The 14875-nt window shown below is 50.5% G+C and carries 15 protein-coding genes; 2 read left to right on the top strand and 13 right to left on the bottom strand.

All coding sequences use genetic code 11. The features are described from left to right. Positions 1-12 precede the first annotated feature (12 nt). The 4 genes from rocF to BM412_RS07940 form a co-directional block, all read right to left on the bottom strand. On the bottom strand, positions 13-924 hold the full coding sequence (gene rocF / locus BM412_RS07955) for an arginase (protein ID WP_091216046.1): 912 nt from the start codon (positions 922-924) through the stop codon (positions 13-15). Between the two features lie 357 nt (positions 925-1281). After that, complete coding sequence (locus BM412_RS07950; RefSeq protein WP_091216043.1) at positions 1282-2157, bottom strand: LysR family transcriptional regulator; 876 nt, start codon at positions 2155-2157, stop codon at positions 1282-1284. A 104-nt stretch (positions 2158-2261) separates the two neighbouring features. Next, complete coding sequence (locus BM412_RS07945) at positions 2262-2549, bottom strand: HesB/YadR/YfhF family protein (protein WP_091216041.1); 288 nt, start codon at positions 2547-2549, stop codon at positions 2262-2264. A 104-nt stretch (positions 2550-2653) separates the two neighbouring features. Beyond that, positions 2654-3889 (bottom strand): D-alanyl-D-alanine carboxypeptidase family protein, encoded by a 1236-nt coding sequence (locus tag BM412_RS07940; protein WP_091216038.1) that lies wholly within the window; start codon positions 3887-3889, stop codon positions 2654-2656. Positions 3890-4081: 192 nt separating this feature from the next. Between BM412_RS07940 and BM412_RS07935 the strand changes: the two genes are divergently transcribed. After that, positions 4082-6433, top strand: a complete 2352-nt coding sequence (locus BM412_RS07935; protein WP_091216035.1) for a heavy metal translocating P-type ATPase — start codon at positions 4082-4084, stop codon at positions 6431-6433. A gap of 22 nt (positions 6434-6455) precedes the next feature. Here the strand turns inward: BM412_RS07935 and BM412_RS07930 are convergent, their stop codons facing one another. The 7 genes from BM412_RS07930 to BM412_RS32060 all read right to left on the bottom strand — a co-directional run bounded on the left by BM412_RS07930 (position 6456) and on the right by BM412_RS32060 (position 11626). Then, on the bottom strand, positions 6456-6971 hold the full coding sequence (locus tag BM412_RS07930) for an NUDIX hydrolase (RefSeq protein WP_091216033.1): 516 nt from the start codon (positions 6969-6971) through the stop codon (positions 6456-6458). 217 nt (positions 6972-7188) lie between these two features. Continuing rightward, positions 7189-8109 carry an aldo/keto reductase gene (locus BM412_RS07925; RefSeq protein ID WP_091220276.1) on the bottom strand — a complete coding sequence of 307 codons (921 nt, stop codon included), beginning with the start codon at positions 8107-8109 and terminating at the stop codon, positions 7189-7191. Between the two features lie 125 nt (positions 8110-8234). Continuing rightward, the gene (locus BM412_RS07920) at positions 8235-9386 is read right to left on the bottom strand and encodes an MGDG synthase family glycosyltransferase (protein WP_177245704.1); all 1152 of its coding nucleotides are present in this window, start codon (positions 9384-9386) and stop codon (positions 8235-8237) included. A 248-nt stretch (positions 9387-9634) separates the two neighbouring features. Next, positions 9635-10453 (bottom strand): MBL fold metallo-hydrolase, encoded by an 819-nt coding sequence (locus BM412_RS07915; RefSeq protein WP_091216027.1) that lies wholly within the window; start codon positions 10451-10453, stop codon positions 9635-9637. Positions 10454-10582: 129 nt separating this feature from the next. After that, entirely contained in the window at positions 10583-10903 is a 321-nt protein-coding gene (locus BM412_RS07910; protein ID WP_091216024.1) for an ArsR/SmtB family transcription factor, read from the bottom strand. Between the two features lies 1 nt (position 10904). Further along, a complete protein-coding gene (locus BM412_RS07905) occupies positions 10905-11327 on the bottom strand; it encodes an SRPBCC family protein (protein ID WP_091216021.1) in 423 nt (140 codons plus the stop codon). Between the two features lie 152 nt (positions 11328-11479). Beyond that, a complete protein-coding gene (locus tag BM412_RS32060; RefSeq protein WP_177245703.1) occupies positions 11480-11626 on the bottom strand; it encodes a hypothetical protein in 147 nt (48 codons plus the stop codon). Between the two features lie 263 nt (positions 11627-11889). Here BM412_RS32060 and BM412_RS07900 point away from each other — a divergent pair, with 263 nt between their 5' ends. After that, on the top strand, positions 11890-12813 hold the full coding sequence (locus BM412_RS07900) for a DMT family transporter (RefSeq protein WP_256256184.1): 924 nt from the start codon (positions 11890-11892) through the stop codon (positions 12811-12813). A 255-nt stretch (positions 12814-13068) separates the two neighbouring features. Here BM412_RS07900 and BM412_RS07895 read toward each other — a convergent pair whose 3' ends face one another. After that, entirely contained in the window at positions 13069-13704 is a 636-nt protein-coding gene (locus BM412_RS07895) for a hypothetical protein (RefSeq protein WP_091216019.1), read from the bottom strand. A gap of 79 nt (positions 13705-13783) precedes the next feature. Continuing rightward, positions 13784-14848, bottom strand: a complete 1065-nt coding sequence (locus BM412_RS07890; RefSeq protein ID WP_091216016.1) for a M42 family metallopeptidase — start codon at positions 14846-14848, stop codon at positions 13784-13786. Between the last annotated feature and the right edge of the window lie 27 nt (positions 14849-14875).

Raw genomic sequence — 14875 nt, 5'->3', positions numbered from 1 at the left:
CAGCATATGCGGTTAAAGGATACGTTCGCCAAACACCGATCCGATCAATTCCACTGCTGCCATTGCCGTCTTATTATGTTGATCCAGCATCGGATTCACTTCCACGAATTCCGCGGACACCAGTATGTTGCGTTCGAAGAGCAGCTCCATTGCAAAATGGCTCTCTCTATACGACATCCCGCCTGACACCGGCGTACCTACGCCCGGCGCTTCAAACGGATCCATGCCATCTAGGTCCAAGCTCAGATGGACGCCGTCAGTACCGTTCGTCACAATCTCCATGGCTTCTTCCATGACCTGTTTCATGCCATTGCGGTCAATGTCATGCATGGTGAAGACGCGAATTCCTTTCTCCTTCAGAAAAGCACGCTCACCCGGGTCAATCGACCGCGCCCCGATAATGACTACGTTCTCCGGACGAAGCGTCGTCTCCATGCCGCCAATCCCTACAAGATCAGGATGCCCGTAACCGAGTACGGCTGCCAGGGACATGCCGTGGATATTACCGGAATGCGTAGTCTCATGGGTATTGACGTCTGTATGAGCATCAAACCAAATGACGCCAAGCCGTTTCACATGCTGCAAAACACCTTTGATGGTTCCAATTGCAATGCTATGGTCACCGCCAAGCACAAGCGGGAACTGGCCTTTACCCATTTCGGCGGAAACTTGTTTGGCTAGCTCCGTGTTGACGCGAACGATTTCGCTAAGGTGCTTCAATTTCTCGCCTTGCCTCGGAGCTTCAAGCTTGCGTTGTACGCTAAGATCGCCGAGATCCTCTATGTTAAAGCCGAGCGCTTTCAGTCGTTCATGAAGATTCGCTCCTCGAATCGCGTCCGGGCCCAAGTCGACGCCCTTGCGATCTGCACCATATTGCAGCGGCACACCGATAATGGAAATGTTGTTGTTTTTCACCGCGTTCATTTGCTGCACTCCTTCCATATCTTCAAGTATGTCCATTGTAGCATAGCGAATTTTATAGAAAAAATTGAAATCCTTAATGATTACAATTGAGAAAACCTATGTATGATTATGCACGGAATTGCTTCGGCGCGTTGGAGGGGATTAGGTGTGGGGGGTTCCGACCGTTTCTTGTACTCGAATTAAGTTGAACAATCCCCTGCGGATATTATTCGAGTACAAATACGGACGCTTACGCTTCTCCACTCCCCCACACCCACCCCCTCTTCTATGCGACTTCTTCTCGTCCGTGCAACTTTTAGTAGCGAAAAAACCTTTAATTGTGCCGCGATGGCCAATTAAAGGTTTTTGTTAAAAACATTAGTCCCACTCTTTCCAGATGCGCTGGACGATTTCGGAGAAGGATTGGATGTTTTGTTCGGTGATTCGTTTTTTGAGGATGACCATGGAGGTTTCGATTTTGCCTGGGAAGCGGTGGATTTCGGCCAGCGTGCCTTTGCGAAGCTCGTCTTCGACGAGCGCTGAGCCGAGCAATGCGGTACCGGTATGATAAAGCACGGTGCGTTTGATCGTTTCGTCGGTGACGCATTCGATGTATTTGTCCGGGGTGAAGCCGTACTCCTGCAAGCATTCGTTCACAAGCCGCTGGATGTTGGACCCGGATTTGTATGTAATAAACGGATAGGTTTCGAGCAATGTGCGCGTATCGTGTTTCTCGAACAGTTCTTTGGTCGTGACGAGGACGAGATCTTCTTTGCCAAGGGGCATAAGCTCCATCTGCTGCGAATCGCAGGGCCCCGCGATGATGGCAAGATCCGCTTCGTTGGTGGCGACCTTCTTCATGGCATCATTGCTGTCGCATGAGAACAGCTGCAGCTTCACCTTCGGATTTTGCGAAATATAGGAATGGATGATAAGCGATAGATATTGCGTACAGTAAAATTCAGGCGCTGCTACGGTTAATAACCCATGCGGGTTATCCAGTTTGCGGAGCTCCGCTTCCATCTCGTCCATCAATGCGAATGTCTGGTCAACGTATTGTTTAACAAGCTTACCCGAGGGCGTAAGGTACGTCTTCTTCCCAACACGATTCAATAAAGTGACGCCAAGCTCGCTCTCAAGCGATTGGAGCTGCAACGTGATGGTCGGCTGTGTATAACCGAGCATTTGGGCTGCTTTTGTAAGATTAAGGGTATCGGCAACTACTTGGAAGGTCTTATATTTCTTGAAATCCATGCGACAATCCGCCTTTGACAAGCCATAATGACTCATTATAGAGGTGAACGCAAAGAAGGGCAAGCACGGGGCCGGCCCTTCTACTCTACGGTATTGTTCAACTTTTACACGAGGTCTATCCAGATGTCATCCTCTTGCTCGTTAAACCGAATCTGTAATTCACGATCCTCCAGATACCACAAATTGTCCGCTTCCATGAAGAACGTAATGCCCTCCACTACTTGATGAAGTCCCGGTTCTCTTGGTTCATCCTTCATAATCCCGAGCGAATAGCCTGGTTGAACACTGCCGCTGCCACCTAAACGAACGAAAATACGCAATTGATCGCCATCCGACAATTCCATTTCTCTGATATACCAGCGTGCGGCCGATTGTTCTACCATTATCCTCATCGCTTCCATCTCCTCATTTTGGATACGGTTACATTGTATATATACGCCGTCCAGCCCGCTTTTACCTCTTTGTTCGCAAAGAATCAATGCATGCCTATTTCTGACTACAACCCTCTGGCTCGCTCCTGTTTCTGACGTTTAAGCCTCAAATACGCGAGCACCGCCAGGTACGCGAGCAATGACATCCATATGATAAAAATCGTCAGCTTCGTGCTTCCCGAAGGCTCGTCGCTGTGTACGTCCGCCGCCATCTTCACATCTTCTTCCGGACTTGGCGTAACCGAAGCAACGGACACGGGAAGCTCTGGTTTGACTGGTTCCATTGTACCAGCATCTACCGTCCCTATCGAGCTGGTTACCAAAACATTTCCTTGGGAGGTTACGGTAATTGCGGGCGTTTCTCCTTTGGGGAGTACGGCCCACATCGGTTCGGCAGCTATGAACTCAGCCGGTGAGCTGCTTGTGAAGGGATAGGAATCATTGGCTGCGATCAGCTGTTTCAGTTCGTAATGTTCAAAGCCGTAGTCAAGCAAATTGGTCATCTCTTTATAGACGGCTGTTTTGGAAGGCGATTTCAAAATAACGCCGATCAGTTCCATCCCATCACGTTTCGCCGACGTGACAAGTGTAAAGCCCGCCGCTTCCGTATAACCGTTCTTGATACCCGTTGTACCTTCATAATCTTTGAGCATTTGGTTGTGGTTAATAAGTGACGAGGTCCACTCTTTCCCCACCCAAGGCATTCGTTTCGTAGCCACGATTTTGCGGAAGACTTCGTTTTGCATCGCATATCTGCTGATTCTGGCCATGTCTATCGCAGTTGTAACCTGCGCTTCGTCCGGCAATCCGCTCGGGTTGACGAAATTGGTGTGCTCCGCGCCGGCTTTCTCTTTGACAAAAGCATTCATTCGTTCTGCGAACTGCGCCTTAGATCCGTCTATATATTCGGCGATGGCCGTTGCTGCATCATTGCCGGAATTCATGAGCATGCCGTAGAGGAGCTTCTCCAGCGACACCTGTTCGCCTTCAGCCAGATAAATTCGCGTCCCCTCTTCGCGCCGGGCTTCCCTTGACACGGTTACCAAGTTCGATAAAACGCTTTCATACTCTAAAGCGACAATGCCTGTTACGATCTTGGTAATACTTGCCGGAAACTGCTGTTTCTCGGCGTTCTTCTGAAATAACACGGTCCCGGTCTGGGCGTCCATCAGAATGGCCGATTCGGAGGCTAAGTTGGGCTCAGCCTGTACAGCCTCTTCTGCATAGACTGGAACAGCAAAACAGAAAACTTGGATGAGAAGAAGCAATGCGCTTATGCGCTTAATTGTGTTTTGAGCCATGACAGTAAATGACCTCCTAGTACGCTCGAAGCCTGCATCTGTTACTAACGTACCATCTGGAAAGGCTGTACTTCAATTATTATTTTGTGGCATCTGACAAAAGCTATGGAAGATCGGTTTGACAGCCCAGCAGGTTCAACCTATTCTAAAGGCAAGATCTCACAAATCGAGGGTGCAGAGAGGGTTGTCTCCATGAATGAATATCGTGTAAAAGGTCTCTCATGTGTCAGTTGTACATTAGAGCTCGAACGCCAGATTCGCAAGCTTGAGCACGGCAATGAAGCCTCTCTGAGTTACACATCCGGCAAGCTGAAGCTCCCTCCGCTCGCGTCACTTCAAGCCGTGGAGAAGCTTCTTAAGGAAGAGCGTGCTTTCATCGTACAAGAGGTTTGCGAGAATACCAGTGAGAACGATCCTTCTGTTGGACATAAACATGCACATGGATGCGGGCACGATCACGGACATGATCATGAGCACGGGCATCTTTACGAGCACGAACACGAGGGCGATCATGAACATGTTCACGAACATACTGCCGGACATCAACACAAACACAGTCATGACCATGATCACGGCGATTCGCACCAGCATAAAGGCCATGATCACAGTCACAGTCACGGGCATGATGGTCACGACCACGATCACGCTCATGCGCATGGCGGCAGCCTACTTGAAAATAAAGGCCTCATTGCGGCGGCTGTTTTATATGGCGCAGCATTTTTTGCACAGGAGTATTGGATATCCGGACTTATCATTACGCTCTATCTCATATCCATCGTTCTAAGCGGCTACACCACTTTCATGCGCGGGCTCAAGAACTTACTCAAACTTAGGTTCAATATCGATACCTTGATGACCATCGCGCTCATTGGAGCGATCGGCATTCAGGAATGGAAGGAAGCGGCTTTCGTGTCGCTCCTGTTCGGCATAAACGAGTGGTTGGAAGGCCTCGGCATGGAGAAGGCGCGCCGATCGATGTCTGCGTTGCTTGAATCGGCACCGAAGGAAGCTTTGACCGTGGTGAATGGTATCGAGAAGCTCGTACCTATCGCATCCCTTCGCAAGGGGGATCTCGTCATTGTTAAGCCGGGCGCTCAAATTCCCTCAGACGGCAAGGTTGTCGGCGGTCGAAGTTCCGTAAGCGAGGCAGCCATTACCGGGGAATCGCTTCCTGTTGATAAAACCGTTGGGGATCCGGTATTCGGCGGCAGCTTGAATAACGAAGGTGTACTTCATGTTGAGATCGAGAAAGCCTATCATGACTCGTCGCTTGCTAAGATTTTGCATTTGGTCGCAGAAGCGCAAGAAACCAAGACTCCGACAGAATTGTTCATCAACCGCTTCTCTCGCATCTACACGCCGATCATTATGATTATTGCTGCAGTTGTTATTTTGATGCCGCCGCTTTTGTTGGATGGCTCCTGGAGCAAATGGCTTTATCAAGGTCTGGCTGTACTAATCGTCGGCTGTCCTTGCGCGCTCATTCTCTCCTCCCCTATCGCCATTATCTCGGGGATTACCCGAAATGCTCGAAACGGGATCCTTGTCAAAGGCGGCGTGTACTTAGAACAGCTCGGCAAAATCAACACCTTAGCGTTCGATAAAACAGGGACACTCACCAGAGGGGTACCGGTTGTCGAGGAGACAATCGTGTACGAAGAGGAAAGGTTCTTCACAATAGCCGGAACAATAGAACGCAGTTCCTCGCATCCTTTGGCCAAAGCAATTATGAAAGCCGTAACCGATCACGGAGCTGAACTCTTGCATGCAGAAGACATCGAGACATTGCCCGGCCGCGGGGTGAAGGCTGTTATTTCCGGTCAAACCTACTGGCTGGGCAACGAACATAGTCTTGCACATCTCGTTGTGCAGCCGCAAGTCCAAGAACAATTGAAAAAGCTCAAAGAGCGCGGGCTGACGGTCGTACTCGTGGCAGATGACGCGAACGTGCTCGGATTATTCGGGATCGCAGATGAAATTCGCGAAGAGAGCGCCGCCGTTATGGATGCGCTGCACCACCTCGGCATGAAGCGAACTGTAATGCTGACCGGAGATCATGCCATTTCCGCTCAGAAAGTCGCACAGCGCGTCGGCGTAACGGAGTACTATGCAGATCTGCTGCCCGAGGACAAGGTAAATAAGATCAAAGAGCTCGCAAGAGATGGCCGCGTCGCGATGATCGGAGACGGCATTAATGATGCTCCTGCACTTGCCTTCGCAAACCTCGGCATTGCCATGGGCAAAGGAACGGACAGTGCCATTGAAACCGCAGATATCGTGCTGATGCAGGATCACCTGGGGAAATTGCCTGATGCGATACGGGTCGCCAAACGCATGAATCGTATTATTTTCTTCAACATCTCCTGCGCGCTTGGGCTGAAGCTAATCGCTCTGCTGCTCACGATTCCGGGCTGGCTCACCTTATGGATTGCCATCTTATCCGACATGGGAGCTACGGTCTTTGTCACGCTTGTCAGTTTAACGATTCTTATCGGAGCAAACAAATCGATAGAACCATCACCAAAAAGGAGACACGGCGGTTAGCCGCGTCTCCTTTTTGGTGTGTTTACAAGCTTGCCTGGATAACGGCATGTAAGGTATCGACATCCGAAGATATCGGAATGGCTTCATATGACTTTAATTGATTATTGTCGATGATACATCGATGTTCGTAACAGGCTTCTCCAGCCAAGACCGCAGGCAAATAGTTCGGTATGATGACGCCCATCCCATGATTGCCTTTGCCAAGCACCCACGACTTATCCTTCCACTCTAATACGCCTTCATCTATTCTCAGCGGAGTGTTTAGCTTGATATGCTCGGGTACGGATACGCGGAACACATACATGCCCCCGTTATCTTCTTGATCGACTTCCCATGACACAATTCCGCAATACCGGAAGTTCGCGAGGCTCAGCCCCGTCTCTTCCACGACTTCCCGTTTCACGCCGGCGAGCGGCGTTTCCCCTGCTTCCAGCTTGCCACCTACGCCGTTCCACAACCCCATCGCCGGCGGGCGGTCTCGATTCAACAGGAGCAGCTTGTCCCCTTGTTCGATAAAACAAATCGTATACTTGTACATCCCACGCCTCCACATGAATGAGCTGATCTATATGACTAGTTTAGCATGGAATTGTATCGGAAACCTCAACGGGAAAGCTGAGCATCGGAAAATCCGTCGCTCAGCTGCAAATCGGAGCTTTCTTGTTGCCGAGAGTCGGGAATTCCGACTCTCACTGTCCCCAAACACAAAAAAAGGTTGAACAGGAACCTCCTGTTCAACCTCCATCTTAAAAACGCTACTTCTGCACATCCTGCGGATGGCCCGATTCCAGCAGCGCGACGACGCTTGCGTTGGAGTCGACCTGCGCCGGGTTCTTGCAGCCCGGAATAACGGCCGTCACCGCCGGGTGCTTCAAGCACCACGCGAGTGCCCATGCCGCCATATCGACGCCGGCCGGCACTTCTTCGGCCGCGATGCGCTGCACTTCCTGCAGCTTCTGCACCGTGCTCTCGCGATCGTGGCGATGGCGCACATCCGTGACATCGAATACCGCATCCGGCTTATACTTGCCGCTGAGATATCCGCTTGCGAGCGGAACGCGTGCCAGCACGCCGAGGTCCTGTCTCAAGCAGGAAGGGAACACTTCCTCCTCAGGCGCCTGATCAAGGCGATTATAGACCACTTGAATGACCTTTGAACCGACCTGCGTGGACGCATCAACCTGATGGATGTTGCGGTTGCTGCCGATTGACGTGCCGAGGTGTTTGATTTTGCCGGCTTGCACCTGCTTGTCCAGCACCGTCCATAGCTCGTCATTATCGAAGACCGCATCCGGTCCGGAATGGAATTGGTACAAGTCCACGTAATCCGTCTTCAGCGCGGACAGCGAAGCATCTAGCTGTCTGATGACGTCTGCCGCCGAGAAATCATCCGTACGGGTGAAACGTTCATGGAAATGATGGCCGAACTTCGTCGCAACAATCCAATCCTCGCGTTTACGGCGGGATAGATAATCACCGATAAGGGATTCGGATAAATGATCGCCGTAACACTCCGCAGTATCGATCAGGTTAATGCCCAGCTCCGCACCGCGGTCCAAAATCGCATCCGCCTCAGCCTGCGTAAAGGACTGTCCCCATTCACCGCCAAATTGCCATGTGCCGATTCCAATGACCGATACGTTCAAATCGGTTTTACCAAGTCTGCGATATTGCATGCTCATGTTCTGTTTCGCCTCCGATTTCCCACTATAATTCTTGAGCAGATTAGTATCACCCGCTCCATCATTACTGTTCTAACACATGGAGCCGCGTGAATCAAATCGAGCCACAGCCAGCCCTATCAAACGGTTTGTTTATTCGATTGCGCAATCAGCTCCGCAACCAGCCCTGCAGCTGCTTCCGCGGAGTAAGGCTTGCTCACTTTCTTCGCTTGTCTGCGCATCAGATCCAGTCGAGCAGGCGATTTCAGCAACATGCGCATAGTTGCCAGCAGATCTGCCTCATCCTCGATGTGTATCGCCGCGCCGCTATTGCGCAGGAAGTTTGCATTATCTATCTCTTGTCCGGGGAGAGGCTTATAAATCAGCATTGGCAAGCCGACAGCGAGCGCCTCGGAAGATGTAAGTCCACCGGATTTGGTAAGAAGCAGATCGGACGCAGCCATCAGCTCAGGTACCCGGTCCGTAAAGCCCGTAACGACAATTGGCAGCTTATGAGCAAATTTCAGCCGCGTAAGGTGAAGTCTGAGTTTGTCATTATGCCCGCAGACAAAGATCATTTGAGCATGGAGTTCTTTTCGAGCCAGAGACAAGCATAACGCTTCCCCAATCTCCTGCCCCATCAAACCGTTGCCGCCGCCCATAACAAGGACCGTCGGACGTTCCGGTTCAAGCCCGATCTCTGTTAATATCGCGGTTTTATCATAGGCACCGTTATACTCCGGACGAATCGGGATACCCGTCACCGAGATTCGCTCGGGTTCAACGCCGACTCTGGACAAGCTATGCGCAACTTCAATGGAGCCCACGACATAATAGTCCGTCTCCGGATATAACCAATAGCTGTGATCCGTAAAATCCGTAATAACCGTGACCGTCGGAACGTCATATAGTCCGTTATCTTTCATAAAAGACATCGCTCCGGCAGCCAGCGGAAAGGTGGATACCACAACGGAAGGCTTGATCGTTTGCAGCATCGTCAGAAACTTCCCGAGTCCGAGCGCCTGCATAAACTTCAAGCTGCTCGTCAATCGATTATGATGACGTGTTTTGCCATAGAAGTAGCCATAGGTTTTCGGAAAGGTTTGCACACCGTTCAAATAGACATATTTGCTTATAGGATGAACCCTAGGATGTGCTTCGGCCATGTAGTCCATGATCTCTGCTTTAATTTCAGGATGAAGTGCAGCCAGTGCTCTTCGGAGCGCATGGGCTGCCTGAATATGCCCGGACCCATAATCGCCGGTCAGAATCAGAATCGGTCCTTTCTCCATCAACGTCTCCCCCTCAAGTCGTTTCGAAGGCATATGGATGCTTTGCACCGAATGAACAACCGAATGAACAAACTACCCCAAATTAATTTGGCTAGTACCATCAATATACGTTATAACTCGCATGCTGATGCTCGTTTTGACCTAATCTTTACTTGGTGTTTTTGTAAAAACGATCTTTACTCTTCTTTCGGTACCGGGCTTCCCTATTCCTTCACGACATGTAAACGGATTCATAAAGAGTCGACCTGTTAAAAGAATCGCGTTTCCCCCGGCTGGAACAGGTGGAATTTCTGCCCCCGGAACTTGCCGAGCAGCGCATCCATAAATCCGGCAATACCTTCGCTATTATTAGGATAAAGGTCGTAGTGGAGCGGGATGACGACATCCATGCGCAATTCGGCTGCAAAAGCCGCCGCCTCGTACGCATTCATGTTGCCGACAACGCCAAGTCGATTTCGAAACAAATCCCTTCCGTTAATCGGCAGCATGCCGATGTCGATCTCATAGGACTGCAGCATCCCGATCAGCTCTTCTTGCACCAGCGTATCCCCGGCGTGATAGATGGTCAAACCATCCCATTCCAAGATGTAGCCTAAATATCGATCCCAGCCGTCCTCATCCACTTCTCGCTCTTCATGCCAGGCGGCTATAGGATGAATGATCAGATCAGCTTCGCTCTGCAGAGACGCACCGTATCGCAAAGCAAGAATCCGATCCGGAGAAATTCCGATATCCGCCAGCAACTGCCGGCAGGCAAGCGGCCCCGCGAACTTGCAGGCAGGCGAAGCTTCTGCTAGTACCGCCAATGTTTCCGGATCCAGATGGTCTTGATGCTCATGGGTAAGAAGAACAAGATGGAGATCCTTCAGCTCAGAAGGATGTACGGGCGGTGCATAGCTGCGCGTCCAATACCCTTCCGGAAAACCGGTTAATCGGTCGACGGAGTCCGTCAAATAAGGATCAATGGCGACATGAAACCCGTTGCGGTGAATGATGACACCGACTTGTCCAATGTACTGGATGGATGTCTGTGCCTGAATAGTTGCGGTTGATGGATCATGGATCATTTTGGAAGCCCCCTTCTTAAATTAGCGTATCAGAAAAAGCGCCGTCTCGGAAGCGTTTACCTCTCTATGCGGCAATAAAAAAATGACCGCGCCGGTTTCCACCGGCACAGCCACTCTTGATAAACAGATTTAGTCAGACTCAACAAAGCGCTGAAGCGCTGACATTTTATTTTCCCAGAAGCGTTCATAATAATTGAGCCAATTCTTGAGCTCCTGCAGCGGCTGCGTTTCCAGTCGGTAACGAGTTTCGCGTCCGACCTTCCGTTCCTTGACAAGACCGGCTTCTGCCAGAATGCGGAGATGCTTCGATACGGCAGTACGCGTCATTGGAAAATATCCCGTAATCGCCGTCACCGGCATTTCCCGATCGACCAGCAGCTTCAATACCTCGCGCCTTGTTGGATCGGCGATGGCTTGAAACACATCATGCTTCGCTGATGGTAGTGCCATATTAAGCCTCTACATACTTGCCGAGTGCTTGGTGGATTCCCACCCAGCCCCCTTTCATCCGCTCGCGTACGACGGCATGAGGCATTCCGAATTCGTTGACATAATCGGCTTTCCAGCCGGAATGAATGAGGGTACACTCGGTTTGATTGTCGCCGATCATTTGAAGCGTAATCGTAAGCACCCAATCCTTTCCCCAGGCAAAAGAAATCCGATTAGGCTCGTCCACTTCCTTCACAACGCAAGGCTGAATACCGAACGGACCGGCATCGATTTTAAATTCATGCCCGACTTCCGCTACCAAATCATTCGGCATGAACCATACCGAAAGCCCTTCCGAAGTCGATATAGCCGCCCACACCTTTTGGATCGGGGCTTTGAAAATCCCGGTTTGAATTATATCCGGCAATAGGTTTTCTGTTTCCATCCCATCAATCTCCTCTTGTAATTACTTTATCCGCGTGGCAGAACAAGCTAATGTGCTGCAATTTCCACCGTTCCCGCAACTATCGGCAATCAAAAAAGCGAAACCATTTGGTTTCGCTTTAATTATAGAATGTTTATTGTTTTCATGTCAAACTAGCTGTTCTTCTTCCCTTGCTCATTCTCTACATTGTGATCTTCCCAGCGTCTGGAGTAGGCTTTATTGGTAACCCAAATTGTCATCCACGTCACAATGATCGCGATAATTGCAGCTGCAATCCATACCCCTGTCGGAACACCCATTCTCAGTCTCCCCTTTATGTTCTGTACTATACTGCTCATTCTTATCCAAATCATATCATTTACTCGTGCCTTGCGACGCACGGACAAATGAACACATTTTGACGAATTCCGAAATGTCTGCTGTTCATTACGATGTCCAAGCGTCCGGCGACATACAGATGCCAAATAGTCTCTTTCCCTTGCGGGGACAAGCCTTTGTGTGCATAATGAGAAAGGTCGCTTCGCGCATAATTAATGAAGGAGCAGAAAGAAGGAACCTCGCCGTGAAAATTTCGATATCCTCTAAAATGTCCATTTCTCCCGTATTCCCGCTCATTGTCGGAATGCTGGCCATCTCGTTTGCACCGATCTTCGTGAGGTATTCCAATGCGCCGGTTTCCGTCCAAGGGATGTACCGGATGCTCTTCACTTTTATTCTGATGCTGCCATTCGGCATTAAGCAGCTTCCCGGCATGAAAGCCATCTCGCGAAAAGATTGGCTGTTGCTCCTGGCAGCGGGCTTCTTCCTCGCCCTCCACTTCCTTCTCTGGATGGCATCGCTGACCTATACCTCGATTGCCAGCTCCACCATCATATTGGCGCTGGAGCCTGTGTTCGTCATGGTCGGCGCCTTTCTATTGTTCAAGGACAAACCGCGCAAGTTCGCGGTTATCGGCATGATCGTCGCTTTGATCGGGGCTATCAGTATCGGTTCAGGAGATATTACACTGTCGCAGCGCGCGTTCTTCGGCGACAGCTTGTCTTTCTTCGGGGCGTTAGCCGTAGCCGTGAACATGCTGATCGCCAAACAAATTCTGAAGCGCGTCTCCTCGTTCCTGTATAGCTTCATCGTATTTGGCGTCACAACGGCGTGCTTCGCCATTTATAATGTGGCAACGAGTACCCCGATGTCCGGATACGCAGACCGAGAGTGGATCGTATTCCTGCTGCTTGCGATCGTTCCGACCGTATTCGGTCACATGATCTTTAACTGGCTGCTGAAGTATGTCAAGCCGACCACGATATCCATGTCCGTGCTCGCAGAGCCGGTCGGCGCCAGCTTGCTCGGCATGCTGCTGTTCCGTGAGATGGTTACGGGCTTCCAGCTCGTCGGCGGCGCCTTCGTCATCGCCGGGCTCATCCTCTATATGCGAGCCGAGAAGCAAACCCATCCAGTCGAAGTTGAGAACGAAGCGCTCAGCGCGTAAATAAAGGCTCTCCGATCCGTCATCTATTTTGACGGATTGGAGAGCCTATTTTTCTCTCTCTCGCCCGCCCCGGTAAAAAACGCTAACGAATCGAACAAGCGTTATTTCCTGCTGAAATACTGTTTTCCGCTCCTTTGCCACAAATAAGACCTCTGCAATTCGTTAAAGCAAATTCGCTGCTGCTTTACCTCAAAACAAAAAGCTGCCTCAAAGCGCATAATTCACGCTTGAGACAGCCCTATATGTTTCTTACAACTACTCCAAGCCGTGCTCTTCTCGAATACGGTACAAGCCTTGGATAATCGGTTCTGCCGGATCGCGATTCAGCAAGTGATGCGCAATCAGCATGTGAAGCGGCAATGCACAGACGTTATTGCCATCGGAGATGGACGTAAACCCTGCTTCGAGCACTGCGCCATGCTGTTCGTTCAAGTCCAGATCAACATGAACCTGCTCGTCCGGGAATTCTTCGCGAATGGTCTTCGCGCAGTAAGGCACGATAATGTTGTCGATGAGCGCTTTCGCCTCATCTTCGGATTGCGGAGGCATTGGAAGCAAACGCTCGCCGCCCGCATCCATCAGATCCAAGAAGAACGACGACATCCAAAGCGCCGGATCTTCGTTGTTTTGGAACGTGTTGAGCAGCTCGCGCATGAAGAAGCCGCATGCATACTTGTGTCCGTCTTTCACTTCGACTTTGTATGTGAAGATCGGCCCATACACTTCATGGTTCAACACTTGTCCGTCAACCTGATCTTCTTCGAATTTAAAACGAAGCGCTCTTAGCGCGTTCTCGTGAAGCGCTTGAATCAAACGTTGGATTTCTTCTTCAGGAATACCTGCCGCTTGCTCTTGCGTTTCGTTTTGATTAGATACATCGTTAGTTGTCATCGTCTATTCACCCATCATTCATCATATAATGTTCGTTTCCTAATTGTCTACTCGTAATTTTTCCTATTGCAGCCTCTATTTATGAGCGGGGCTCCAATAAATAGGCCAGCAGCAGTGCCGCTGTATTCAATACTGCATCGCTATGCGTGCGTTCCATACTGTGCGAGGCATGTACGCCCGGCCCGATTAACGCCGCCTTGATGTTGCTTCCGCCGCGCAGTGCAGCCGAAGCATCTGAGCCATAATGCGGATAAATATCGATCGCATATGGGATGTTCTCACGCCCGGCCAGCTCAATTAATTTCGAGGTCATGAGATAGTCGTAGGGTCCGGAAGAATCCTTCGCGCAGATGGACACATCCCGCTCGGTCGTCGAGAGATCATCGCCGATCGCGCCCATATCAACAGCGATCATTTCGGTAATATCCGCCGGAATATTCGAGCTGCCATGACCTACTTCTTCATAAGTCGAGATGATGATCTTAACCGTGCGAAGCGGCGATTTGCCTTCGCGCTTCAACCACTCAAGAAGTCCGAATACGGCGGCCACACTCGCCTTGTCATCCAAGTGTCGTGACTTTATGAGTCCGTTAGGGAAGAATCGCGTGCGCGCATCCCAGCTAATCATATCCCCGGGAGCAATGCCAAGCTTCTGTACATCTTCCTTCGTCTTCACAAGTTCATCGATCCGAATCTCCATATTGGCTTCATCGCGTTTCAAATCGCGAACATCGGAGAATACGTGGACAGACGGTTTCGTTGTCAGCACGGTGCCATCATACGTGCGCCCATCACGCGTGTGAATGAGACAGTATTCGCTCTCTACCGTATGCATGGAATAACCGCCGATCGGTGTGAACCGGAGCGTACCGGACGGCTTGATGGACCTTACCATAGCACCCAATGTATCCACATGGGCGGTAATGGCGATAACCTCGTTATCTTGAGGGTCGGAACCTGGTATCGTTATAATGCCGTTGCCTTTAGGGGTCAGCTCCAGCGCGTAACCCAGCTTGGCTGCTTCCTCTTGAATAATGCGCATGATCGTCATGCAAAATCCGCTAGGGCTCGGTGTTGTCAGTAGTAGCTCCAGCAGGCGGTGAATGTAAGCTCGATCGAGCTGAGGTTGAAGCGGTTCAGTCATAGCTTGCCAGACACTCCTTTCAGAAAG

Origin of the sequence: Paenibacillus sp. BC26 (assembly GCF_900116125.1) — a bacterium.
Taxonomy (GTDB): domain Bacteria; phylum Bacillota; class Bacilli; order Paenibacillales; family Paenibacillaceae; genus Paenibacillus_Z; species Paenibacillus_Z lignilyticus.
This window is presented reverse-complemented; position numbering and strand designations above follow the sequence as displayed.